Here is a 22,470-nt window from a genome sequence, read left to right as displayed (position 1 = left end):
CTCTCCTCACTCGGGTGACTCGCCCGGTTCGGGCACCGTGCCGAGCGCGTGCTCGGCCAGTTCGCGGCAGAGCAGGTACTCGGACTCCTGGTCGACCTTCACCATCAGCAGCAACACTGGTGCGAGCGAAGCCTGTTCGAAGAGCTGGTCCTCGTCCGCCGCGGGCCGGTGCTCCACTGGCGGCAGCCGGTCCAGCAACGCCCCATGGTCGGCCGTACGACGCCGTCCGGGCAGCAGTCCCGCAAGCGCCCCCAGCCGTCCGGGAGCCGACCCGGCCCGGGGTACGGGCAGGTTCCTGGTCATTCGGTCTCCTCGGGCAGCAGGATCGCTCCGGTGCTGGTGATGAGCTTCTGTTCGGCGCCGTGCAGCACCTCGGCGCCCTCTCCGTACACATCGCAGGCGCGGTCGAGGTCGGCGAGCAGCTCGCGCAGCGCGACCTTGGCGGGGGCGTCGTCGGGCAGGTCGCGGACCCGTGGATAGACGATCCCCTCGATCCGGCGGCGCAGCTCCTGCGAACGGCGCCTGTGGTCGTCCGGCGCGGACCGCTGCGTCGGCACGGCCCCGTCCTCGATGCCCTCGGCGTCCTGGAAGCGGGTGAACTTCGCTTTGAGCCTGCGGAACTGAGCCCGGTCCTCCGGGGAGCGGTCGGGGTCGTCCAGGAACTCCGTGAGCAGGGCGAGGTAGCGGGAGATGGCGTCCCCCTCGCCGCCAAGGGCGCGCTCACGCTCCATCAGGTCCAGCACCTCGGGCAGCATGATGCCCTTGGCCAGCTCGGTCCCGCCGTGCAGCTCGGCGAGGGCCCGTTCCCGCTCCGGTTGGCTCAGCGCGAAGTAGTAGTGCACCAAGCCGCCGACCAGCGCCGCGTCGCCCAGCTCGGGGTCGGCCGCCCGTACGGCGTCCACCCGCCCGTCGAACTCCGCGAAGTCGGCCGCCGAGGGGGCCCCGCTCAGCGCCGGCCGCCGCAACCACTCCCGCACGAGGGCGATCAGCCTCAGCACGGCGATGCCGGTGCGGAGCAGCTCTGCGGTGCGCCGGCGTTCCCCGGCGTCCGCGCCGACGTCGGCGTCCGCGTCCTCGTCGGATTCCGTGTCGGAGGCCGTGGGCAGTTCGGCCAGTTCGCGTTCGACCTCCTGGGCGAGCCGCCCCAGCCACTCGCCCAGCTTCCGGGGGTCTCCTTCCGTCCAGTCGCAGACCAGCAGCCCCACCTCGGCCTGTGCGGTGGGCGCTCCGTGCTCGACGCTGCGCCTGCGCGCGTCGGTGAAGGCGTTCCGCGCGTCGTCGGTCCGTCCGTCGAACACCGCCTGGACGCCCTTGACCAGATGCAGGTCGTTCACCTGGGGCGGGATGCGCTCGGTGAGCTCTCCCAGCTCCCGGACCCGGTCGAAGTGGTGCAGCGCCCCGTCGGTCTCCCGCCGCCGCCAGTGTCCGACGGCCAGTTGGAGATGCGACAGGGCGGCGATACGGCGGCTGTCCGGACGCGTGTCCAGCAGCTCCCGCCGCTCGGCGTACAGGTCGGTGACGCGGTCGTGGTTCTCCAGCCTGGACTGGACCCACAGCTCCAGGTACGCGGTGTGCGCCGAGTGCCCGTCAGCGGCGACCAGTTCGTCGAGGACGGTCGCGGCGGCGGCGTACCTGGCCGGCTCGTAGGTGCCGAGCATCGCCCGCACGTAGGCCTGTGCGAACCGGATCCGGGACAGCCCCTTGCCTCGCGGCCCGGCGTTGACCGCCTGGCCGAGCAGCCGGTCGGCCCGTTCCAGCTCGTCGCGGTCGTCGCTGTCCAGGAGAGCGAGGGACTCCTCGTACGGCAGTCGCCAGCGGTTGGGCAGGACAACCAGGAAGTACAGCCCGCTGGCCACGGTCGACAGGAAGAACAGCGGCAGGAGCACCAGCAGCAGGATCGTGGTCATGAGCGCGTCTCCCCGTCCCTGGCCGCCAGCAGCGTGAGGTCGAAGTCCGCGAGCCGCACGCCATGCCGGTGGATCTTGTCCCGGGCCATCTGCCCGTTCTCCCTGACCTTCTTCAGGCCCGCCCTGACCTGTTCCGAGATCTGGCCGGCCGCGTCGAGACGGCCGAGGCCCAGGAAGGTCTCGGCGTAGTCGATCATGAGGTCGAACCGCCACCACATCAGCGTCCGGCCGTCGTGCAGCCACTCGTGCACGAAGGCGTTGGCCGCGGTCAGCTCGCCCAGGCCGATGAGGCAGGACGCCATCTCGTGGGCGTGGTCCAGGCGCCGGCCGGGCGGCAGCCGGTCGAAGGCCGCGGTGGCCGTCGCCCTGAGCCGCCCGGCGAAGGAGTCGATGGAGTCGTCGGTGGCTCCGGAGAGCCGGACCCGGCCCGCCGAGGACAGCCCGCCGACGACCGACAGCTGCTCCTCGTACGCCTCCACGCGCTCCGGGTCCGCGAGCGCCGCGCGCTCCAGCAGCGACAGCGCCTCCAGCGGTTTCCGCAGATCCTGGCGGGCGATGGCGGCCGCGAGCAGCAGCAGGTCGTAGTCCGGCCGGTCGACCAGCGCCGCGTGCGCCAGCCCGAGCGCCCGGTGCGGCTCGCCCGCCTCCCGCAGCGTACGCACGGTCGTCACCGGGTCCATGGAGTGCCGAGCCGCGTCGAGCACGTCCGCCAGCCACCCCGGCTCCGCACCGCCGGCCCCGGCACCACGAGGCCTGGCGAGTCCCCCCGACCCCTCCCGCCCCGTGCCGCGCAGGTCGGCCGGTCGCCCGGGTTCGGCCCCGCCCGTCCCGGCGGCGCGTAACCCGGTGAACCCGGTCAGCTCGTCCTGTGCCGCGCGCACCTGCCCTACTCGGCGCATCCACACCGGCAGTCGGCCGTGGCCGCGCTGCCCGTCGAACACCCTGGCGCAGGCCGCCCGTTGTATGAGCCGCTCCGGATCGCCGTCCGGCAGTGACTCGAAGCAGCGCAGGGCCGCGACGGCGAGCGCGTACAACCCGGGGTCCCGGCCGCCGGGGGGCAGGCCGCGGGCGGCCTCCGGTGCCAGATGCGCCAGCCGCTCCGGCGCGGCGAACAGCTCGCCCAGCGACGGCGGGCCCCAGGCGGGCAGCGGCAGCAGCAGCGGCCGGTGCCCGGCCAGGACGACGTCGGCGGGCAGCGCGATCAGGCCGGGGCCGATGCCGTCCCGCCAGCCCGGGAAAGCCCGCAGCGTGGCGGCCACGCAGGCCAGCCGGTAGGCCGGTTCCGGGTCGTCGAGGGCGTCGCCGAGGCTGCGGTCCGCGTCGGTCTCGTAACTGACGATCTGGAACCACCGGTCGCCGAACTGCCGCTGCTCACCGCGTTCTTCGCGCACCACCGGCACCAGGTCGGGGCGGCGCGGGCGGGTCTGCCAGGCCAGCAGCTCGGCCCGCTGCTCGCCACTGACCTCCTCGACCGGGATCAGCCGGTACCACCGGCGCCGCTGCGGGGCCCGGTAGAGCGACCCCCACCAGCCCGCGCCGGCGTACTTGGCGCCGAGCTCCCCCTCGACGACCTGCCGCGGGTCATCGACGGCTGCCGTCATACGCGTCCTCGAGCCGGTCGGCGAGATCGTCCAGGGTGTCCTCGTCGGCGCCGCCGCGCACGCCGTCGAGGAAGGCCCCGAGGGCGGTGATGAGGGGTGCCGGAGCCGACCCCTCCTGTGCGGCGCGTAGGGCCTTCTTGACCATGCGGCGGTACTCGGCCGGTACGACGGAGGGGTTGACGTCCGGGAAGGAGGCGGTCGCCTCCGGCGCGGGAGCGGGATTCGGGACCGTGGCGGTCACGGGCGGCGGCACGATGAACTCCGGCGCGGCGGCGGGCGCCGGCGTCGGGGCATCCCCGGTCTCGGGGGCCACCGCTCCCACCGGCCGCACCGTCCCGTACAGCTTCACCAACGCCGCTCGCCGCTCGGCCAGTTCGTTGGACTTGCCGATCGTCGTTTTCTGGTCGAAGGTCGCCTGGTACTCGCGTCCGGTGTTGGTGTGGGTGACCTGCACGCCCAGCAGCCCGTTCACGTCGAGCGAGAACTCGACCTCGAACTGGTGGTAGCCCTCGGGCCGGGGCTCGATGTCGGCGAGGTGAATGGTGCCGATGAGGGTGTTGTCGTAGACGTACTCGCCCTCGCCCTGGTAGATCGGGGCCTCGATGTGGTGGGCCTGCTCAGGGTTGATGTAGGTCTTCGTCTGGCGAGCCGGGATCTTCGTGCCGCGCGGGATCAGCGGGCTGAACCGGGCCTGCTGGACGCCGACGCCGAGGGTGTGCTCGGTGATCAGGGTGACGGTGTAGTCCTGCTCGTCCACGGACCGCTCCGCGTTGGGCCGGCTGGCGAGGTCGAACGTGTCGGTCGGCTCGAATCGGTTGGCGATGATCGCCGCGCCCCGGGCGACCAGCGTGTCGGGGTTGGCGTCGCCCCGTACGAAGCCCTCGTCCTGGTCGAAGTAGTCGAGCAGGATCTGCTTGACCCTCGGGATCCGGGTCGAACCGCCCATCAGCAGCACGGCGTTGACGTCCTCGCGCTGCACGCCCTTGGCGGTGCGAGCGAAGTTCAGGGCCTCGTCGACCTGCTGCAGGGAGCGGTCGAGGATGGGCTGGATCAGTCGCTCGAAGCCGGCCCGGTCCAGCTCCAGCGGAGCCGTAGCGCCGCCGAGGTCGATGGTGGTGGTGGACCGCAGCGACAGCTGGCGCTTCGCGGCCTCCGCCGCCGCCTTGATCCGGAGCCGGTCGGTGTCCTTGGCGAGGGACTCGCCGAGCTGCTCCACGATCCACGCGGCGACCGCGTCGTCGAAGTCACCGCCGCCCAGCCGCTGGTCACCGGCGGTCGCGATGACCTCGATCTCGGTGTCCCGGGTCTCGATGATCGACACGTCGAAGGTGCCACCGCCGAGGTCGAAGACCAGGTAGACCTGCTTCTCGGACTCGGCCCGGTCGACTCCGTAGGCGATGGCCGCGGCGGTCGGCTCGGGGATCAGCTGGCGAGGGTAGAGGCCGGCGAGCAGTGCGGCCTGCTCGGTGGCCTTCTTCTGCCGCTCCGTGAAGTAGGCGGGTACGGTGACCACCGCGTCGTGGATGTCGCCGCCCAGGTTCTGCTCGGCGATCCGCTTCATCCGCATCAGCACCAGCGCGCTGATCTCCTGCGGGCGCAGCCACTCGTCGCCGAGCCGGGCACGCACCGGGTCGCCCACGGCGTAGACACCGGCGGCGCCGAAGTGCTGGAGGAGCTCCGGCGTGAACACCGCGCCCATCTCGCGCTTGATCTCCACCAGCGCGTCACCGGCGCCGGCCGCCCCGCTGATCGCGTTCTTCGCCTCGTGCCCGACGACCAGGACGCCGGTGGCCGGGTCGATACGGACGACCGAGGGGGTGGCGACTGCGGCGGTGCCCTCCAGCTCCGGGTCGGCGAGGATCACGGGCGTGAATTCATCGGGGTCGTAGGCGGCGACGGCGGAGTACGTGGTGCCGAGGTCGATGCCGACGACCCGGTGCAGCTCAGCTTCCAAGGGGATCCTCCGGGGTCATTCGTCGGCGAAGCCGTCGAGCAGGGGAATGCGGGTGAAGTCGCCCGTGAAGTCGGTGCGGGTGGTGTCCATCGGGTGGTGCACGCTCTCGCCGGCCGCGGTCAGGAAGTCCTCGATCTCCTTGCGCAGCACGGTCAGTCCGGCGTCCCGCTCGTCGAGGACGGGCTCCCAGGTCGGCTCCAGGCGCAGCAGCGGCAGCGGCGGGAAGCGCGCGTCGTGTTCGGCGCGGGTCTCGGCGTTCTCCAGATTGACGGCGTGCGCGGCGACGATCTCGTCCTCGCTCGCGCCGCGCGCCTGCAACCGGGCGTCGTACCGGCCGGCCGCCGCGCGGATCTCCTGCGCGGTCGCCTCCGGGGGCACGCGGAGGCGGCTGTATCCGGTCGATCGCGGGACGACCATCGGCAGCGCGAACAGTCCCTCGCCGGGCGTGTCGGAATCCGGCATCACACCCCCATCCAACGTTCACAAATGCTACGCACCGGGGGTGACCTTGAGGCATACACGTCCCCGACGCGGCCTTCATTGACGCATCACGGCCGCCCTGTACGGCCATGATGTGGGGTCAATCGTAGAGGTTCGTGGGTCAAGTCGCCGCTAACTTGACTCTCTTCTCCGCCAGTTGAGCAGTTCGAATCGACATGGCCGGAATCGATCACCGGGTTGCGCCCTGGTCGTGCACATCCCCGAGAGGAGTGCGCGGCCCTCAGCGGAGGGTGCCGGTCCTTCGCGTTCCTGAAGGCCACACCACGTCGACTGCGAGCCCCGCCGCCCGCGCCTCGGCCACCGTGTCGGCGGTGCCGCCGCCCTTGCCGGTGGGCGCGCTGCCGTCCCAGACGGCCACCGGTCGTTGCGCCTGCGCGAACGGCAGACGCAGGAACCGGGCCCGAACGGCGGCCGTGTCCTCTCGGACGTCTTCTACAACGAGCGCGGCCTGACGACGAAGACGTTCGCGCCGTACTACAACGACGAGTCAGCGCCCAACCGCGCTCTGTTCGCACCGGCCGACGCACTCTCCGTGGAGACCCAGATCCGGCACACCTACGACGGGCTCGGCCGGGAGACGGAAACCCGGGACATCGCCGGAAACGGCGACGGCGGCAACGTCCTCGGCATCACCAGGAAGATCTACGGTGGTGACCGCACCACCGTGATCCCACCGGAGGGGGCACTGCCACCACTGAAGCTTCCCCTTGATCGTGGACACCTGGAGACTGGGACCTGAGGTTCCAGAGGAAGTAGCACCAGGTGGGAAACAAGTACTCGAAGCGGTACACCGAGGAGTTCAAGCGGGACGCGATCGCGCTCGTCAAGAAGAACGCCCCGGACTGGTACGAAGAAACGCACGAGCGGCAGCGCAAAGCGCACTCCTCACGACGCATTCGTGTCGAGCACGGCATCGCCCACCTGAAGAACTGGCGGGCACTGGTCCGCCACCTCGGCCGCCGCGAGCACATGAGCGACATCGTCCAAGCCGTCGCCGGCCTGCTGTCCCACCAGCAGACCGCGGACCTGACGTCGGCACGGCAGGTGTGAACCCGAGCCCCGCCGCCATCCTCGACGCCCCACTGCCTACCGTGCACGAGCTCGTTAGTCAGCACCTCCCGCACAGCGGGGGAACCTCAAAGCACCACCTGATCGTCGACCGGCACGGAACCCTGTTCGCCGTCACACTCACCGGCGGCAACCGGCACGATGTCACTCAGCCCCTGCCCCTGCTGGACGCGGTCCCGCCGATCCGAGGCCTGCGGGGACGCCCTCGGCGCAAGCCCCGTCGGCTGTACGCCGACCGGGGGTACGACTTCGACAAGTACCGCCGCCTGCTGTGGAAACGCGGCATCAAGCCCCTGATCGCCCGACGCGGTGTCGCCTACCGGCTCCGGTCTGGGCAAGGTGCGTCGGGCGGTCGAGCGCGCCTTCGCCTGGCTGCTTCAGTTCAAACGACTCCGCATCCGCTACGAACGACGCGCCGATCTCCATCAGGGCCTGCTCGAACTGGCCTGCAGCCTCATATGCCTCCGCCTGCCTCCGAACCTCATTCTGAAACGTCCAGTAAGAGCCAATCTGCCGGGCGCCACCGATCAGCCGGAACCCAACTTGGCCTCGACCTGGGTGACCAGGTCGCGGCACTTCGTGGTGTTCTTGAAGAGCGGCGCGAGATAGTTGTTCGAGTAGGTGCTCTCGATGGCCTCGGTCAGGTGGTCGAGAGCGATGCCGGTTACCTTGTGAATCTGCTTGATCTCCTTATCCCAGTCGTAGTTCGCATCGTTGATTTTGTCCATTCTGAGTTGGTTGAACACCAGCTGCAGCACGATCCGGTTCCCGTGTGCGGCCACGGCGAACTCCCTATCGACGAGCTTCTTCCGACGATCGGCCAAGTCTGTTTCGACCGCACGCATCACCTGAACACAACGCCACACCCGATGCGCGCTGGTCCCGTTGTTGAAGAGATTTGTGTACGGTGCTCGTTCGGTGTTTTCGGACAGCCGGCCAACCGCGCTCTTTGCCAGAACCGTGTAGTACGGATTGTTGTGGGCGCAGGCGAGCGCAACGATTGCATCTTCGACTGTGCATCCGTCACTTGCTGTGGGTACGCTTTCTCCGCGTTTGACGGAGTACTGCTTGTGTAGTGATAGAAGCATGTCCCGGCGAATGCGTTCCTGCTGTTGATCAAGTGCGACGAAGTCGCGGCTCTCGACACTGTTCTGCGTGTTTGTTGCCCGGGTCACATTCGTGGCGAAATCGGGTGGACATCCCTCGAGTGAGATGAATCGAACCCACACGCGGGCCTCTTCGAGAGGCTTCTTGTCCTTCTTTGCCGCCCTGTGGATGCTCGCCACGGTCTGTGCCCCGTTGACCACGCTCACGCCCTCGATCGTGAAGTCCCCATACGCGTGGGTAGAGCCACCGCGAGGCGTCTTCTTGACGGATTCGCAGAGCGCGGTGATTCCATTGTTGAAATACCAGAAGTTCTCACCCTGGGTGAGCAGTGTGTGGGTCAAACCTTCGTTTACCTCGGTATTACCGAGTGACTTGCGTAGATTCTGTGAGAAAAGTCGATCGCCGTGCTGTTCGAACCATGAGGCGATTTCTGTTGCTTGAACAAGTCCGTAGTACGCCTGATAAGGAAGGTCGACCTTTCCCCACTGTTCGATGGGCACGGCCAGCTCGATCCGTGGTCCTGCTGTTCCTTCGACGACCATGGAATGGAATTCTCGTAGGCCAAGTACTTCTAGAGTGACCACTGGATCATTTTCGTTGGCTTCCGTCAGGAAGTCGTCGAATACGTACTGGGCCTCCGCTGGCAGAGCGCTTCGGCCCGTAGTGGCGACAACCACGATGAAGGTGACCGCAGCATCACTCAAAGCTGCAGCGATTTCTGTGCGGCGCGCTTGGAGTGCGGGTGAGAAGCGGTCGAACTTCATGTTGAACAGGTCACTGCAGCCGTTCCGGATCTTTAGGGCGTCGGCTTGTGAGAGCCCAGAATTTCCCGAACTGTCCAGTTTCGACTGGACGATGACGATCCGACGGTTTTCCTCGTCGATGGCCAGAGCGTCGATCCCGTTGTCATGGAACCCGTCGGTCACGGCGGCCGCGGCCTCGTCGAGGGCGCAGCCTGTGAAGCGCTGTACGGCGCGAGCTGCCAATGCCCTGGTGAGGAAGATCGTGTCGGATTGGGCGCGTTGACTGCCCGCCAGGTCGCTCAAGTCGATCAGGCCGTTGAAGTCCTGACTGAGTGAATCCTTGACGTGGTGAACATGCAGCGCGCGCACGGAGGTTCCGCCCCTTCGTCGTCCCGTGAACCAAGAGATTCAGCGTAACCCTTGGGAATGGTCAGACCTTGGCCTTTTCGGCGAGGGCGGCGCAGCTGTCGGGCTCTGGCTGTTGAGGTCCGAGTCGACACTCCATCGGCTCCGATCCGCGCCTCGACGCGCTGGAGCAGCCGAGATGGAACCCGTGCTGGGATCGTGCTGGGATGACTCCTGGGGAAGCGATATCTTCGCAGGCGGGAGATCTGCAGTAGACATTCCGCTTCAACGTCTGATCGGACGTGGGCAATCGGCCTGACCTGCGAGCAAGCGGGTCAGGCCGTTGTACTGTCCGCGGCGGTCCACAGAACTTGATACAGCTTGACGTGGCGAGAGGGGCCGGGGCGGGATGGGGCGCGGTGAGCGGGAGGCGGTTGCCGCGGGAGGGCGGCTGTACGCGGCGGCGCAGGCGGTGGCCGACGACCACGGGCGGGCGGTCGAGGCGGTTCGGGCGGCGCTGAAGCCGATCTGCGACACGGCGGTGGAACAGGCGCTGGACGCCATCCCGGTGACCCGGTTGAAGGAGGTCACCGAGGGGCGGCTGAGGCTCGGGGAAGTCGAGCGGAGCGGGCTGCGGTCGGTTCGGCAGGTGCTCGATGCCGGTCCCTACCGGTTGCGGCAGATTCCCGGGGTGGGGGAGCGGACCGCCGATCAGGTCATCGCGGCGGCACGTCAGATAGCCGATGCCGTTCGGGAGGCCGTCGCCGTCCACATCGACGTGGATCGGCCGGAGCCGCGCACCACCTCACTCGTCATGGCCCTGCAGGTGCTGGTGGAAGCGGGCCTCGACGCGCGGCGAGCCGTCGACACGGCCGCGGCCCTCTCGGCGCGGCTCGGTCCGCTGCTCGCCGAAGCCAAGCCGGCCGCCGGGCGGCTGCGGATGCTGCTGGCGGGGAAGGCCAGACGAACTCGGGCGCTGGAGGCTGTCGCGGAGCTCCGCGGGCTGACCGAGGAAGCGGCGCGGGGCGGTGTGCCGGAGCTGCTCGCGCAGGCCTCGGTGGACCTGCTGCGCGGTACCTCGACCGAGGCCGCGGCCTGGGTCGATTTCGAGCTGCGTTCCGCCGACTACTACAGCCTGCTCGCGGAGATCTCCGGCCGCAGACCGGACACGGCCGCCGTCGAGGGGTTCCTGCCCGACGACGTCGCCGAGCGGGTCCGTGACCAGAAGCTCGACGACACGCACCGGCGGGTGTCGCTACGCGGTTATCAAGCCTTCGGGGCGCGCTTCGTCCTGGCGCAACGCAAGGCGATGCTCGGCGACGAGATGGGGCTCGGAAAGACCATCCAGGCCATCGCCGCCCTGGCCCATCTCGCCGCCGAGGGGCAGAGCCACTTCATGGTCGTCTGCCCGGCCAGCGTCCTGATCAACTGGACACGCGAGATCGAGGCCCGCAGCAAGCTGCGCGTGATGCCTCTTCACGGCCCCGACAGACAGGAAGCGTTCGCGGACTGGAAGGGCAGGGGCGGCGTAGGGGTGACCACCTTCGACGCCCTGCGCGGCTTCCCGGTGCCCGGAGGCGGCGAGCTGGGGATGCTGGTCGTGGACGAGGCGCACTACGTGAAGAACCCGAAGACGCGTCGCTCCCGGGCCGTGACGGAATGGTCCGGGCGATGCGAACGCGTTCTCTTCATGACGGGCACTCCCATGGAGAACCGAGTCGCCGAGTTCCGCAGCCTCGTGCAGATTCTCCAGCCGCATCTGGCGGAGGCCATCGGTGACCGTGACGGAGTGGCCGGTTCCAAGGCCTTCCGGAAGGCTGTCGCCCCGGTCTATCTGCGCCGCAACCAGCAGGACGTCCTGACCGAACTGCCCGCGCTCCAGCAGACGGACGAGTGGGACGAGTTCAGCCCGTCGGACGAAGAGGCTTACCGCGAGGCCGTGGGCGCCGGCAATTTCATGGCGATGCGCAGAGCCGCGTACGCCCGTCCCGAGAAGTCGGCCAAGCTGAACCGGCTGCGCGAGATCGTCGAGGACGCCGCCGAGAACGGGCTGAAGGTGGTGGTGTTCTCCGCCTTCAGGGACGTCCTCGGGGCGGTGAAGGACACGCTGGACGCCGCGCGGAGCAAGGGTGGCGGTCCGGTGTTCGGTCCGATCTCGGGAAGCGTGCCGCCCGCGCGCCGTCAGCAGTTGGTGGACGAGTTCGCCGCCGTGCCGGGTCATGCGGTGCTGGTGGCGCAGATCGAGGCGGCGGGGGTGGGGCTCAACATGCAGGCCGCGTCGGTCGTGATCATCTGTGAGCCGCAGATCAAACCGACCATCGAGCACCAGGCGGTGGCGCGGGCCCATCGCATGGGGCAGGTGCGTTCGGTCCGGGTGCACCGGCTGCTCACCACCCGCGGGGTGGACGAGCGGATGGTGGAGATGCTGAAGAACAAGACCCGCCTGTTCGACGCGTACGCACGCCGCAGCGCGGTCGCCGAGTCCACGCCGGACGCGGTCGACGTCTCGGACACGGTGATGGCCCGCCAGATCGTCGAGGAGGAGCAGGCGCGGCTGGCAGCGGTCCGCGAGCGGCTGGCAGCGGTCCGCGACGAGCCCGCGGGACACCCGTGAGTCCGCGGGACGCCCGTGAGTCCGCAGGGCACCCGTGAGTCCGCGGGACGCCCGTGAGCGGCCGTCCGGCCCAACGCACGTCAACAGGCGGCCCGTTCGCATACCCGGGACCAATGGCCCTTCCGGCCGGGGTGTGGTCCCGCAGTAGCGTCGGTGCGGGTGTGGCTGGAAGGCCTGGGGTATCCGGGCATGGGGCGCTGGAGGGTACATGTCGCCGCGGGCCGGAGTGGATGCGCGGGAGCTGCTGTCCCGGTTGCCGTTGTTCGCCGGGCTCACCTCCGAGCAGCTCGGGGTGATCTCGGCCGGGTGCTCCTCCGTGACGCTGGCGCGCGGGCGGGTGCTCTTTCATCAGGGCGATCCCGTGCGGGGCTTCTTCTTCGTCCTGGGCGGGCAGATGCAGCTCTCGGTGTCCACGGGCGACGGGTCGGAGAAGGTCGTGGAGATCGTGTCGGCGGGGGAGAGCTTCGGGGAAGCGGTGGTCTTCGACGGCAGCACCTATCCCGTCACCGCGACGGCGCTGGTCGGTACGGAGATGCTGGCGGTCGCCAGTCGGGCGATGCTCGAACTGCTCGACCGGGACCCGTCGTTCGCCCGCCGGATGCTCGGCAACATGGCGGTGCGGCTGCGCCGACTCGTACGGGACGTGGAGTCCTACTCGCTGCGGACGGGTGAGCAGCGGGTCATCGGGTTCCTGCTGCACAACGCCACCACCGACGACGCCACCACCGACAAGGAGGGCCGGGACCATGTGCGGCTGCCCGTGTCGAAGCAGATCCTCGCCTCGCGGCTGAACCTCACCCCGGAGACGTTCTCCCGCGTCCTGCACGGACTGTCGGCCCAGAGCCTGATCAGCGTGCGGGGCCGGTGCATCGTGCTCCATGACACGACCGCCCTGCGGGACAAGCTGGCATGGCGGTGATGGAGGTGATGGCGGTGATCGACGCCACAGCACACCTTGCTCCCTCCTTGATCTGCGTCAAGGAGACGGCGGTGGCATCGGCCTAGCGTCGGCTCCACGGGGACACCACTCATTGCCAAGGAGCATGGATGTTCTGCTATCAGTGCGAACAGGCCGACCGTACCGGTGAGATGCTCGGCTGCGCGGGCCCGCTGGGCAACTGCGGCAAGGATCCCGCCACCGCCGACCTCCAGGACGTACTGATCCACGCGGTGAAGGGCATCGCCCAGTACGCGACGCGGGCCCGCGCCCTGGGCGCTCCCGACGAAGAGGCGGCGCCCTTCATCCTCTACGCGGTCTTCACCACCCTGACCAACGTCAACTTCAACCCCACCCGCTTCGTCGCCCTGATCCAGCAGGCCGCGGCCGTACGGGACCGGGTGCGGGCCCGTTACGAGGACGCCGCGCGTGCCCGCGGTCAGCAGCCCGAGCAACTCACCGGCCCTGCGCGGTGGGAGCCCGCCGCCGACCTGGACGGGCTGCTGCGGCAGGCGCCCTCGTACCGGGTGGACGCGGGGCTCGGCGCGGTCGGCCCCGATGTCGTCGGGCTGCGCTCGCTGCACCTGTACGCGATCAAGGGCATCTGTGCGTACTCCTACCACGCCCACGTGCTCGGGCAGCAGAACGACGACGTGTCCGCCGGGGTCGAGGAGGCGCTGGCCTACCTGGCCGAACAGCCCACGGAGACCGAGGAGTTGCTCGCGCGCGCGGTCGGGCTCGGGCGGCTCAACCTGACGGTCATGGAGATGCTCGACGCCGCCAACACCGGCACGTTCGGCCCTCAGCAGCCGACGGCCGTACGGACAACTCCGGTGGCGGGCAAGGCGATCCTGGTCAGCGGGCACGATCTGCGGGACCTGGCCGCGCTGTTGGAGCAGACGAAGGACACGGGCGTCAACGTCTACACGCACGGCGAGATGTTGCCCGCGCATGCCTACCCGCTCCTCAAGGCGTACCCGCACCTGGTCGGCAACTACGGCGGGGCCTGGCAGGACCAGCAGCGGGAGTTCACGAAGTTCCCCGGCCCGATCCTGATGACGTCGAACTGCATCATCGAGCCGTACCCCGCGTACCGCCGACGGATCTTCACGACCGGGCCCGTGGGCTGGCCGGGGGTGCGGCACCTGGCGGACCGCGACTTCTCCGCCCTGATCAAGGCCGCGCAGGCCATGCCCGGCTTCCGCGCGGACGAGCCGGAGGAGCGGTTCATCACGGTCGGGTTCGGGCGCGACGCGCTGCTCTCCGTCGCGGACAAGGTCACCGACGCCGTACGACAGGGTGCCATCCGGCACTTCTTCCTCGTCGGCGGCTGCGACGGCCCCACCGTCGGCCGCGAGTACTACCGGGACTTCGCGCTGGGGGCGCCGGACGACTCGGTGGTGATGACGCTCGGCTGCGCCAAGTACCGTTTCAACGGGCATGACTTCGGCGAGATCGACGGGATTCCCCGGCTGCTGGACCTCGGCCAGTGCAACGACGCCTTCTCCGCCGTCAAGATCGCCCAGGCGTTGGCCGGCGCGTTCGAGTGCGGCCTCGACGAACTGCCGCTGACGCTCGCCCTGTCCTGGACCGAGCAGAAGGCGGTGGCCGTGCTGCTGAGCCTGCTGGCGCTCGGATTCCGCAACATCCACCTGGGTCCGTCACTGCCCGTCTACCTCACGCCGGGGCTGGTGGCGGCGCTCGTCGACACGTTCGGGCTGCGCACCATCGGCGACCCGGCCATCGATGTCGCGGCGGCGCTGGAGAGGTCCGCGTCATGACGTCGGCCACCGAGCCCCGTACCGGGAGCGCCGGGGAGGCGGCGGACGGGGCCGTCCCGGTCACGCTGCACACCGTCGACGGGCAGCGGCTGGAGTTCCCGTGCGCGCCGGGGCAGAGCGTCCTCGAAGCGGCGGCGGAGTGGGGCGCCGCGCTGCCCGCCGCGTGCCGCCAGGGCACCTGCGGCTCCTGCCGGGCCACCGTCGTCTCCGGTGCGTACGACCTGGGCGCCCACAGTACGCAGGCGCTGCCGCCCGGGGAGCGGGCGAACGGCGGCGTGCTGCTCTGCCGCACCTTCCCGCGCGAGGCGCTGGCGGCCGAACTGCCCTACGGCGACTCCCGCATCGTCTACGGCTCGATCCCGGTCCGCGAGGGCACGCTCACCGCCCTTGACCACGTCGCCCGCGACACCGTCCGGCTGGAACTGGTGCTGGAGCCGGACGAGGAGGAGGGCGGCGGCTTCCAGTTCGACGCGGGACAGTTCGTCGAGGTGGAGGTGCCGGACAGCGGGGGCGCACGGCGCGTCTACTCCCTTGCCAACACCGGGAATTGGGACGGCGTCCTGGAGCTGTACGTGAAGCTGCTGCCCGACGGGCTGTTCTCCTCGTACCTGCGCGAGCGGGCCCGGGTGGGCGACCGGCTGACGGTGCACGGCCCGCAGGGCGCGTTCGGGCTGCGCGAGACCGGGCTGCGGCCCCGCTGGTTCGTCGCCGGTGGTACGGGACTGGCGCCGCTGCTGTCCATGGCGCGGCAGATGGCCGAATGGCAGGAGCCGCAGCAGGCCTGGTTCTGCTTCGGCGTGAACGAGGAGGACGACGTCTTCGGCGAGGCCCCGCTCCAGGAGATCGCCGCCGGGCTGCCGGGATTCACCCACGAGATCTGCGTACGCCGACCGGGCACCCGCTGGCAGGGCGCCGTCGGCACACCGGCCGAACGCCTCGCCGCCGCACTGCGCACCCTGGACGGAACGGAGTCGCCGGACATCTACGTATGCGGCCCACCGGCCCTGATCGAGGCCGTCACGGACGTGGCGACGGCGGAAGGGATCCCCCAGGACCGGGTGTTCCGGGAACTGTTCCTGCCCACCTGACCGAGCCGCCGAAGGGCGGCCGCAACCCCGCGACCGCCCTCGCACGGCATCCCCGTCCAGTCCCCGTGCCGTCACGGAGCTGCGGATCAGGACCAGGTCACGCGGCAGTGAGGCTCAAGGCCGCGCCGGTCAGCTCTCTCAGCTTTTCGCGTGTCTCGGCGTCGGTCGAGTACACCACCGTGCCGACCATTCCTCGCGTCAACAGCACCTTGTACGTGTTGCGAATCAGCCGGTCGACATCCGCGTCCGGAGTCGACTTCTTGAAGACCGGATCCTTGGACGCCGTACGGTCGGTGACCCACCGGTCGCCCCGCCACACCAGGTCGGGGCCGATGATGACGCCACTCCAGTCGTACTCGAAGCCCTGCGCCGTGTAGACGCAGCCCACCTGACCGAAACCGGCCGGGTCGGTTGCCCACAGGGCCGCCGGGGGCGCGCCTCCGACAGCCCGGTCGCCGAAGACGTTCCAGGGGCGTTCCCACTCCCCGACGACGACGTCCGCGGGCAGCGCCTGCCCGGGTGGGACCTTCTTCGTCCACTTCCAGCAGTAGCCCGCGGATATACGCGCGCTGTAATTCTGCGCGCGGCGGTTGTCGAGGAACGCCTCCATCTCCTGCGGGCTGTCCGCGACCATGAGCCGCATCTTGTCGTCGGGTTCCCAGACCACCGGGCCCCCCGGCTCGAGCCCCAACAGCCTTACCACCCACCGCAGATACGCGTCGCTGCCACCGCACCGGAACTGGCTGTCCAGCGGCACCACGTGGCAGCGGAGCCCCTTCTTCGCGGCGGCCGTCTCGATCTCCGTGACCGTACCCATCTCGCCGGGCCGAACGACCTGATGCTCGTCCAGCAGAAACACCGGGACGCGCGCCGCGTCCAGGAGTTCTTCGACCTGGGCTTTGCCGGTGCGGTTCGATGCCGACGTGTAGCGGTTGGCCGAAGTCTCCCGAATGCGGTGAGCTTCGTCGCAGATCAGGACGTCGAGACCATTGCGCTCGGCGGTCATGAAACTGTTGAAGTACTTGAAGAGGTCCCGTACTTCACGCTTTCGAGCGCCCGCGACCTTTCGCATCGTCGTCGTGAACGAGCTGGAGCCTGTCGCGTGCAGCGCGGAGGTGTTCTGCCGGTACAGCTCGCCGAGGAGCGACAGTGCGATGACGCTTTTGCCGGTGCCGGGCCCGCCGGTGACGACCACGACCTCTTTGTGGTCGGACTGCTTGGCGCGGCGAACGGCGTTGAGGACCGTGCGGAACGCGATCTTCTGCTCGTCCAGCAACACGAACTGCTCACGTTCGCGCACCTCTTGGGCCGCCACCGCCATGAGCTGCTTGGACGGACCGATCTTCCCGTTCAGGAGCTCGTCCGCGGCCGAAGCGCCGGACCCTGTGCCCAGCCTCGTACGCAGAAAGTCGATGAACTGGCCGCGCCGTGCACCGACGAAGAGCTGCCCGAACTGGTCCTGCTCGGCCTCGAAGAGCCCGCTGACGCCGAACTCGGTGGCATTGTGCAGGTACGCGGCACCACAGACACGCTCCGGGTGCCCGGCCAACGCTCCGTTGAAGGAGATGAGGTACTCGCAGTACCCGCGCACCTGGTCGACAGGGTTCAGCACGGCCCGGGTGTAAGCACCGACGCGACACAGCGACGGATCGTCGTCGTCCGGCTCGGCGCTGCTCCACTGCTTCAGCTCCACGACGACGTACGACGGCAGCCCGGTCTCGGGGTGTACGCCGGCGAGCACGGCATCGGCGCGCTTGCTGTTCAACGGCAGCCCGTATTCCAGCAGCATCTCCACCTGTCCGAGCCCCGCATCGTTGAGCGCGCTCGCGAGGACCGGGATGCTCCGCTCCCACGAGCGGACTTCGGACGAACTCGGCTTGTGACCGTGCACGTGCACGAACTGTTCCGTCAGACGGAAGAAGAGAGCGCCGGAGAGGCACTCGGCGGCGACCGCGGCGGCGGAGTCGCGGAACAACAAGGCATGCCCCCAGGCAGCACGAAGGGACCCGTGCGGGTGGGGGCATGTCCTCGGTGACTCCGCCAGGCGGAGCGGAAGCCCGGCGGGCCGCAGCTACGACGGATCAAGGCTACCCGTGACGTCTGTTGTAGGCGGGGGGCAGGTGTGCTCCTTCAGCGGTGAGCTTCGGCTGGTCGCCGTCGTAGTGCTGCAGGCCGATGGTGCCCGGGATGAGCCTGCGCAGTTCGTTATGGGTCGCCGGATCGACCGCGTAGACCACGGTGCCGACGACCCCGCGAGTGAGAAGCACGTGGTAGGCGTTACGGATACACCGCTTGACGATCGCGTCGCCGACCTGGTCGCGGAAGGCGGGGTCGTGGGAGGCGGTCCGGTCCACCGTGAACTCGCCGTCACGGAACAGCAGGTCGCGGCCGATGATGACGCCGTTCCAGTCGTATTCGAAGGTCTGCGCCGTGTAGACGCAACCGATCTGGCCGATGCCGCGGTGGTCGGTCGACCACAGATCCGACTTCGGCGCGTTCGGAACGCTGTGCTGCGGCTTCACGTTCCAGGGCCGTCGCCAGTCCCCGATGTGCACGTCGTCGACGAGTCGCTCCCCGTCCGGATTGCTCCACGGCCAGCAGAAGCCGGCGGTGATGCGCGCCGTGGCTCCCTCATGGGCGCGGTCCCGAATGAACTGTTCCATTTGATCGGGGGAGTCGGCGACCATGAGTGTCATCCGGCCGTCCGGTCGCCAGACCACCGGGTCGGATACGTTCAGTCCCAGCAACTGCTGGACCCAGTTCTGGTACCGCTTGCTGCCACCCGCCCGGAACGTTCCCTCCAGATCGATCACTTCGACCGAACAACCGCTGTCCTCAGCGAGATTCTTGAGGTACTCGGCAGTTCCCACCTCGTCAGGGCGGATCGACTGGTGGTCGTCAAGCAGGAAGATCGGCACCTTGGCGGCCCTGAGCAACTCGGTTGCCTGCGGCCGGTCGTCGTCCCGAAGTTCCTTCGGCGTCCAGCGGTGGGTCGAACTGCGCCGCATGCGGTGCGCCTCGTCACAGATCAGGACATCGATGCTGTTCGGCGGGGTGTCGGCGAAGCTGTTGAAATACCGGTACAGCCTGCGAGCCGCGCTGCGCTTGGCCGACACCTGCCCGTGGCGTGCTGTGCCGATCATGATCTCCCGCAGCGTCTCCGTGTACGCGTGAGATCCGCTGGCCAGCACAGCCTCGCGACCCTGGAGCCCCAACTCGCGGTGCAGTTCCAGAGCCACGGCGCTCTTTCCGCTGCCCGGACCACCCCGCAGGATGTAGACGCGCTTCCGATCCGGCGGTCGGCCGGGGTCGTGGGCGCCGGCGGGGTCGTAGAACAGCCCGACGTCGTAGCCGGTGAAGGGCGCGGTCTTCTCCAGGTGCCGGGTGATCCGGTCGAACGCGACATACTGCTCGTCGAGGAGCATCAGACCGCCGCCGGTGATCGACCGCTGCCGCGCCACATCGGTCACCTTGAGCAAGGGGTCGCGGCGTGCCTCGCTCAGGGCGTGCGCAGCTCGCTTCCCCGACGCGGCAGCGAACCTCGAGGTGAGGACCCGCCGGAACCGGTCCAGGTCGTCAAGCGTGTAGAGGAAGCCGTGGTCGGACTCGGGCAGATCGAACAGCGCAGCCACGTCCGCGTCCCGTGCGTTGTGGAGCAGTGCGACCCCCATCAACTGATCCTCGTCTTCCCGGAGATGAGGGAGGTAGCGCATCATGTACTCGCAGTAGCGCTGGATCTGCCGCACCGGATGCAGCTTGTTCTTCCCGTTGCCGAATCCGAGGTCGACGGCGATCGGACACCGGGGGTCCACTGAGGCGTGCCGGACCTGCTTCAGCTCGACCGCGAGGTAGGAGGCCGTTCCCGTGACGGGACGCTGACCACACAGCACCAGGTCCACGGCGGAGTTGGTATGCGGCAGGTCGACCTCGACCTGTACCTCCACAGCGTCGAGGCCGCAGTCCAGCAGTGCTTTCACCACTACGGGGATGCTGTTGTTCCAGGAAGCCACATCGCGCTGGTCGGCTGTTCGCCCCGTGACCCCGGAATGACCGTCGATCAGCCGCTCGGTGAGTGGAAGGTGCGCGGACTCGGCCCGAGCAACGACGAGTTGACCGAGCTCGGCTGCGGACATTTGCAGGAGCACGAAGGTTCCCCAGGCACGAGACGAATCGCGCGGGTGGGGGCATGTCCTTCGTGGCCCCGTCGAAGCGGAGCGGAAGCCCGGCGGGCCGCAATGACGATCAGTAGGTTAACCCGGCCTTGGGAGGGGAGAGGGCGGGCCCGGAGGCCCGCCCGCCGCCCGGCTCAGCCGAGGCGGTGCACCACGGCCTGCGCCAGCGCCCACATCAGATTCGAGCCGAGGCTCGCCATGATGCCCACCAGGACATCACGGACCCAAACGCGGTGCGTGCGCGCGTACTCGACGGCAGCCATAGGAATGCGTCCCTTCGGTTGTGACCGATGGCGGACGCCGGCCGGCTCCCGCCGGGAACACGCCAGGGCGCTGCGCCATCGAACCGAAAGGCCCACGTCTCCGCAGGCAATGTCGTGTAATTCCTCCAGGGAGCAACACGCGGTACGGGGCTAGGCTAACGCACGACTGAACTCCCTGGCCAAGGAGTTGACGCCGAGGCGGCCCCGGCCGACGGCGGTGCGAGACGGCGTCGGCCGGGTTGACCCGACGCCGCATCCGCCCGCAGGGGCGTCATCCGGCCGGATCGTCGGGGATCAAGGCGTGACTGCCGGGGCGGGCGGGTGGCCTTCCCCCGCACCGAGCAGGTGTGATGGTGCGGCGCGACCGCTTGGAGCGGCACACCACGCCCAGGTCAGCGGTCAGAGATAGCCCCCAGATAGTCCCCCCGTAGCCACCGCGGTCCACGTCGATAGGCCGGTGCGGGAGGTTGGTTCTCGCCAAGAACACGGCCGGGGTAACGGCCACGGACATGGTGAGGACTCTGATCATGATGGAAACTCAACTGCCTCCGTCGGCGAGGGAGGTGACGTCCCCGGCTGCCGCCGTGCTCGACGCGGTGGTCAAACGCTTCACCAATGCCAAGGGTGAGGAATTCACCGCCGTCAACGGGCTGAGTCTGCGGATCCGGCGCGGTGAGATCGTGGCGTTCCTCGGGCCGAACGGTGCCGGTAAGACGACCACCATCGACATGCTGCTCGGGCTCACCCGGCCCGACTCCGGTCATGTCGAGCTGTTCGGCCGGGCGCCGCAGCAGGCGGTGCGGGCCGGGCAGGTCGCCGCGGTGCTTCAGTCGGGCGGGCTGCTGCCCGATCTGACCGTCGAGGCGACCGTACGGATGCTCGGCTCGCTGCACCCGGGCGCCGACATCGAGGGCGTCATGGCCCGCGCCGGTATCTCGGCGCTGCGCCACCGGCGGGTCGCCGAGTGCTCCGGTGGTGAGCAGCAGCGGCTGCGGTTCGCCATCGCCCTGCTGTCGAGCCCGGACTTCCTGGTGCTGGACGAGCCGACCGCCGGGATGGACGTCGTCGCCCGCCGGGAGTTCTGGGCCACCGTCCGCGAGGACACCCAGCGCGGCATGACCGTCATGTTCGCCACGCACTACATGGAAGAGGCCGACCAGTTCGCCGACCGTGTGGTGATGATCGACGAGGGCCGGGTCGTCGCCGACGGCTCCGCCTCCTCCATCCGCGCGGCCATGACCGGCCGTACCGTCTCCGCCCTGATCAGCCCGGCGGACGCACGCGCGGTGGCGGCCTCGCCCGTCGTCCGCTCCTGCGTGGTCCGCGGGGAGCGCCACTACTTCGACGCCACCGACTCCGACGCCCTGCTGCGCGTGCTGGTCACCCAGACCTCGGCCACCGAGATCGAGGTCGCCCCGCGCAGTCTCGAAGAGGCCTTCATGGCCATCACCAGCCAGGGCCGTACCGCCCAGGAGGGCCCGCGATGACCCCCGCGACCGTGTCCGCCACCGCTCCCGTCCGCCCGCGCTCCTCGTCCTTCGGCGGCGTCAACGCGACCTTCATCGGTTACGAGCTGCGCCGCCGCTTCAACCGCCAGACCACGATCTTCACGCTGCTGCTGCCGGCGGTCCTCTACCTCGCCCTGTTCCGTACCGCCCCGGCCCACGGGACGCTGCCGCACGGCAACTTCGCCGCCTGGATGATGATCGGCCTCGCGGTGTACGGCGCCGCGATGGCCGCCACCAGCTCCGCCGCGACCATCTCGGTCGAGCGGTCCGCGGGCTGGATGCGCACGATCGCGATGAGCCCGCTGGCCCCGCCCGGCTATCTGCTCGTCAAGGTGGTCTGCTCGGTCGTCATGGCCGCCGTGCCGGTCGCCATCGTCGGGGTCCTCGGTGCCCTCACCGGGGCACACACCGACCCCAAGGTGTGGGTGACCTCCCTGCTCTTCGCCTGGCTGGGGGCCGCGGTCTTCGCCGCGCTCGGTATCGCGATGGGGCTGATCATGAAGCCCGAGGTCGTGATGCACATGCCCGGCCTGACCATGACCGCGCTGGCGTTCCTCGGCAACCTGTTCATCCCGCTCAGCGGCACCATGCTGGAGATCTCGCGGTACACCCCGATGTACGGCGTCTCCACCCTCGCCCGCTACTGGCTCACCGAGGGCTACACCTTCAGCGGCGAGCACTCCAGCCTCGCCGGTGCGGTGGTCAACATCGTCGCCTGGTTCGCCGCCTTCTCCTTCATGGCCCTGCGCCGCTTCGCCAAGAGCACCGGCCGCAACTGACGACAGGCCCCAGCCCCTCCCCCCACGGCTCGGCCCGCACCACTTGCTCCGTACCCATTGCTTCGCCCGTACCGCCCGCCGTCGCCCGACGCCGCGCGCCCG

18 protein-coding genes and 1 pseudogene are annotated in these 22,470 nt (G+C 69.3%); 9 read left to right on the top strand and 10 right to left on the bottom strand.

All coding sequences use genetic code 11. The annotated features are described in order from the left end of the window. Window positions 1-6: 6 nt before the first annotated feature. The 6 genes from NGF19_RS20130 to NGF19_RS20105 all read right to left on the bottom strand — a co-directional run bounded on the left by NGF19_RS20130 (window position 7) and on the right by NGF19_RS20105 (window position 6,321). Window positions 7-303, bottom strand: a complete 297-nt coding sequence (locus NGF19_RS20130) for a hypothetical protein (protein WP_252426448.1) — start codon at window positions 301-303, stop codon at window positions 7-9. Continuing rightward, window positions 300-1,907, bottom strand: coding sequence for a hypothetical protein (locus NGF19_RS20125; RefSeq protein WP_252426447.1), 1,608 nt, complete (start codon window positions 1,905-1,907; stop codon window positions 300-302). Before NGF19_RS20125 ends, NGF19_RS20130 begins: the two co-directional genes overlap by 4 nt. Next, a complete protein-coding gene (locus tag NGF19_RS20120) occupies window positions 1,904-3,508 on the bottom strand; it encodes a hypothetical protein (RefSeq protein WP_252426446.1) in 1,605 nt (534 codons plus the stop codon). The genes NGF19_RS20125 and NGF19_RS20120 overlap by 4 nt, the downstream gene beginning before the upstream one ends. Then, window positions 3,489-5,462: an Hsp70 family protein gene (locus NGF19_RS20115; protein ID WP_252426445.1), complete on the bottom strand. Its 1,974-nt coding sequence runs from the start codon at window positions 5,460-5,462 to the stop codon at window positions 3,489-3,491. The genes NGF19_RS20120 and NGF19_RS20115 overlap by 20 nt, the downstream gene beginning before the upstream one ends. Window positions 5,463-5,477: 15 nt before the next feature. After that, on the bottom strand, window positions 5,478-5,924 hold the full coding sequence (locus tag NGF19_RS20110; protein ID WP_252426444.1) for a hypothetical protein: 447 nt from the start codon (window positions 5,922-5,924) through the stop codon (window positions 5,478-5,480). A gap of 259 nt (window positions 5,925-6,183) precedes the next feature. Next, window positions 6,184-6,321, bottom strand: coding sequence for a hypothetical protein (locus NGF19_RS20105; protein WP_252426443.1), 138 nt, complete (start codon window positions 6,319-6,321; stop codon window positions 6,184-6,186). Between the two features lie 6 nt (window positions 6,322-6,327). Between NGF19_RS20105 and NGF19_RS20100 the strand changes: the two genes are divergently transcribed. The 3 genes and pseudogenes from NGF19_RS20100 to NGF19_RS20090 form a co-directional block, all read left to right on the top strand. After that, complete coding sequence (locus NGF19_RS20100) at window positions 6,328-6,702, top strand: hypothetical protein (protein WP_252426442.1); 375 nt, start codon at window positions 6,328-6,330, stop codon at window positions 6,700-6,702. A gap of 23 nt (window positions 6,703-6,725) precedes the next feature. Beyond that, window positions 6,726-7,013 carry a transposase family protein gene (locus NGF19_RS20095; RefSeq protein ID WP_252426441.1) on the top strand — a complete coding sequence of 96 codons (288 nt, stop codon included), beginning with the start codon at window positions 6,726-6,728 and terminating at the stop codon, window positions 7,011-7,013. Between the two features lie 86 nt (window positions 7,014-7,099). Further along, window positions 7,100-7,499: pseudogene (locus NGF19_RS20090) on the top strand (IS5 family transposase); the annotation flags it as partial. 59 nt (window positions 7,500-7,558) lie between these two features. Here NGF19_RS20090 and NGF19_RS20085 read toward each other — a convergent pair. Further along, window positions 7,559-9,250 carry an AIPR family protein gene (locus NGF19_RS20085; protein ID WP_252426440.1) on the bottom strand — a complete coding sequence of 564 codons (1,692 nt, stop codon included), beginning with the start codon at window positions 9,248-9,250 and terminating at the stop codon, window positions 7,559-7,561. Between the two features lie 385 nt (window positions 9,251-9,635). Between NGF19_RS20085 and NGF19_RS20080 the strand changes: the two genes are divergently transcribed. The 4 genes from NGF19_RS20080 to NGF19_RS20065 all read left to right on the top strand — a co-directional run bounded on the left by NGF19_RS20080 (window position 9,636) and on the right by NGF19_RS20065 (window position 15,646). Next, window positions 9,636-11,840, top strand: coding sequence for a DEAD/DEAH box helicase (locus NGF19_RS20080; protein ID WP_252426439.1), 2,205 nt, complete (start codon window positions 9,636-9,638; stop codon window positions 11,838-11,840). A gap of 208 nt (window positions 11,841-12,048) precedes the next feature. Beyond that, window positions 12,049-12,759, top strand: coding sequence for a Crp/Fnr family transcriptional regulator (locus NGF19_RS20075; RefSeq protein ID WP_252426438.1), 711 nt, complete (start codon window positions 12,049-12,051; stop codon window positions 12,757-12,759). A 128-nt stretch (window positions 12,760-12,887) separates the two neighbouring features. Next, window positions 12,888-14,558, top strand: coding sequence for a hydroxylamine reductase (hcp, locus tag NGF19_RS20070; protein WP_252426437.1), 1,671 nt, complete (start codon window positions 12,888-12,890; stop codon window positions 14,556-14,558). Beyond that, window positions 14,555-15,646, top strand: coding sequence for a 2Fe-2S iron-sulfur cluster-binding protein (locus tag NGF19_RS20065; protein ID WP_252426436.1), 1,092 nt, complete (start codon window positions 14,555-14,557; stop codon window positions 15,644-15,646). The genes hcp and NGF19_RS20065 overlap by 4 nt, the downstream gene beginning before the upstream one ends. A gap of 97 nt (window positions 15,647-15,743) precedes the next feature. Here the strand turns inward: NGF19_RS20065 and NGF19_RS20060 are convergent, their stop codons facing one another. The 3 genes from NGF19_RS20060 to NGF19_RS30725 form a co-directional block, all read right to left on the bottom strand. Further along, the gene (locus tag NGF19_RS20060; RefSeq protein WP_252426435.1) at window positions 15,744-17,624 is read right to left on the bottom strand and encodes a DUF2075 domain-containing protein; all 1,881 of its coding nucleotides are present in this window, start codon (window positions 17,622-17,624) and stop codon (window positions 15,744-15,746) included. A gap of 109 nt (window positions 17,625-17,733) precedes the next feature. Then, window positions 17,734-19,779 (bottom strand): DUF2075 domain-containing protein, encoded by a 2,046-nt coding sequence (locus NGF19_RS20055; protein ID WP_252426434.1) that lies wholly within the window; start codon window positions 19,777-19,779, stop codon window positions 17,734-17,736. Between the two features lie 173 nt (window positions 19,780-19,952). After that, window positions 19,953-20,081, bottom strand: coding sequence for a DUF6408 family protein (locus NGF19_RS30725; RefSeq protein ID WP_289735814.1), 129 nt, complete (start codon window positions 20,079-20,081; stop codon window positions 19,953-19,955). 527 nt (window positions 20,082-20,608) lie between these two features. Between NGF19_RS30725 and NGF19_RS20050 the strand changes: the two genes are divergently transcribed. Together NGF19_RS20050 and NGF19_RS20045 are read left to right on the top strand one after the other, a co-directional pair. Then, a complete protein-coding gene (locus tag NGF19_RS20050; protein WP_252426433.1) occupies window positions 20,609-21,568 on the top strand; it encodes an ABC transporter ATP-binding protein in 960 nt (319 codons plus the stop codon). Continuing rightward, window positions 21,565-22,368 carry an ABC transporter permease gene (locus NGF19_RS20045; protein WP_252426432.1) on the top strand — a complete coding sequence of 268 codons (804 nt, stop codon included), beginning with the start codon at window positions 21,565-21,567 and terminating at the stop codon, window positions 22,366-22,368. The genes NGF19_RS20050 and NGF19_RS20045 overlap by 4 nt, the downstream gene beginning before the upstream one ends. The last annotated feature ends 102 nt before the right edge of the window (window positions 22,369-22,470 follow it).

This window comes from Streptomyces macrolidinus, assembly GCF_023887685.1.
Taxonomy (GTDB): Bacteria; Actinomycetota; Actinomycetes; order Streptomycetales; family Streptomycetaceae; genus Streptomyces; species Streptomyces macrolidinus.
Note: the sequence above shows the minus strand (reverse complement) of the source record. Positions and strands in the feature narration are given on the sequence as shown.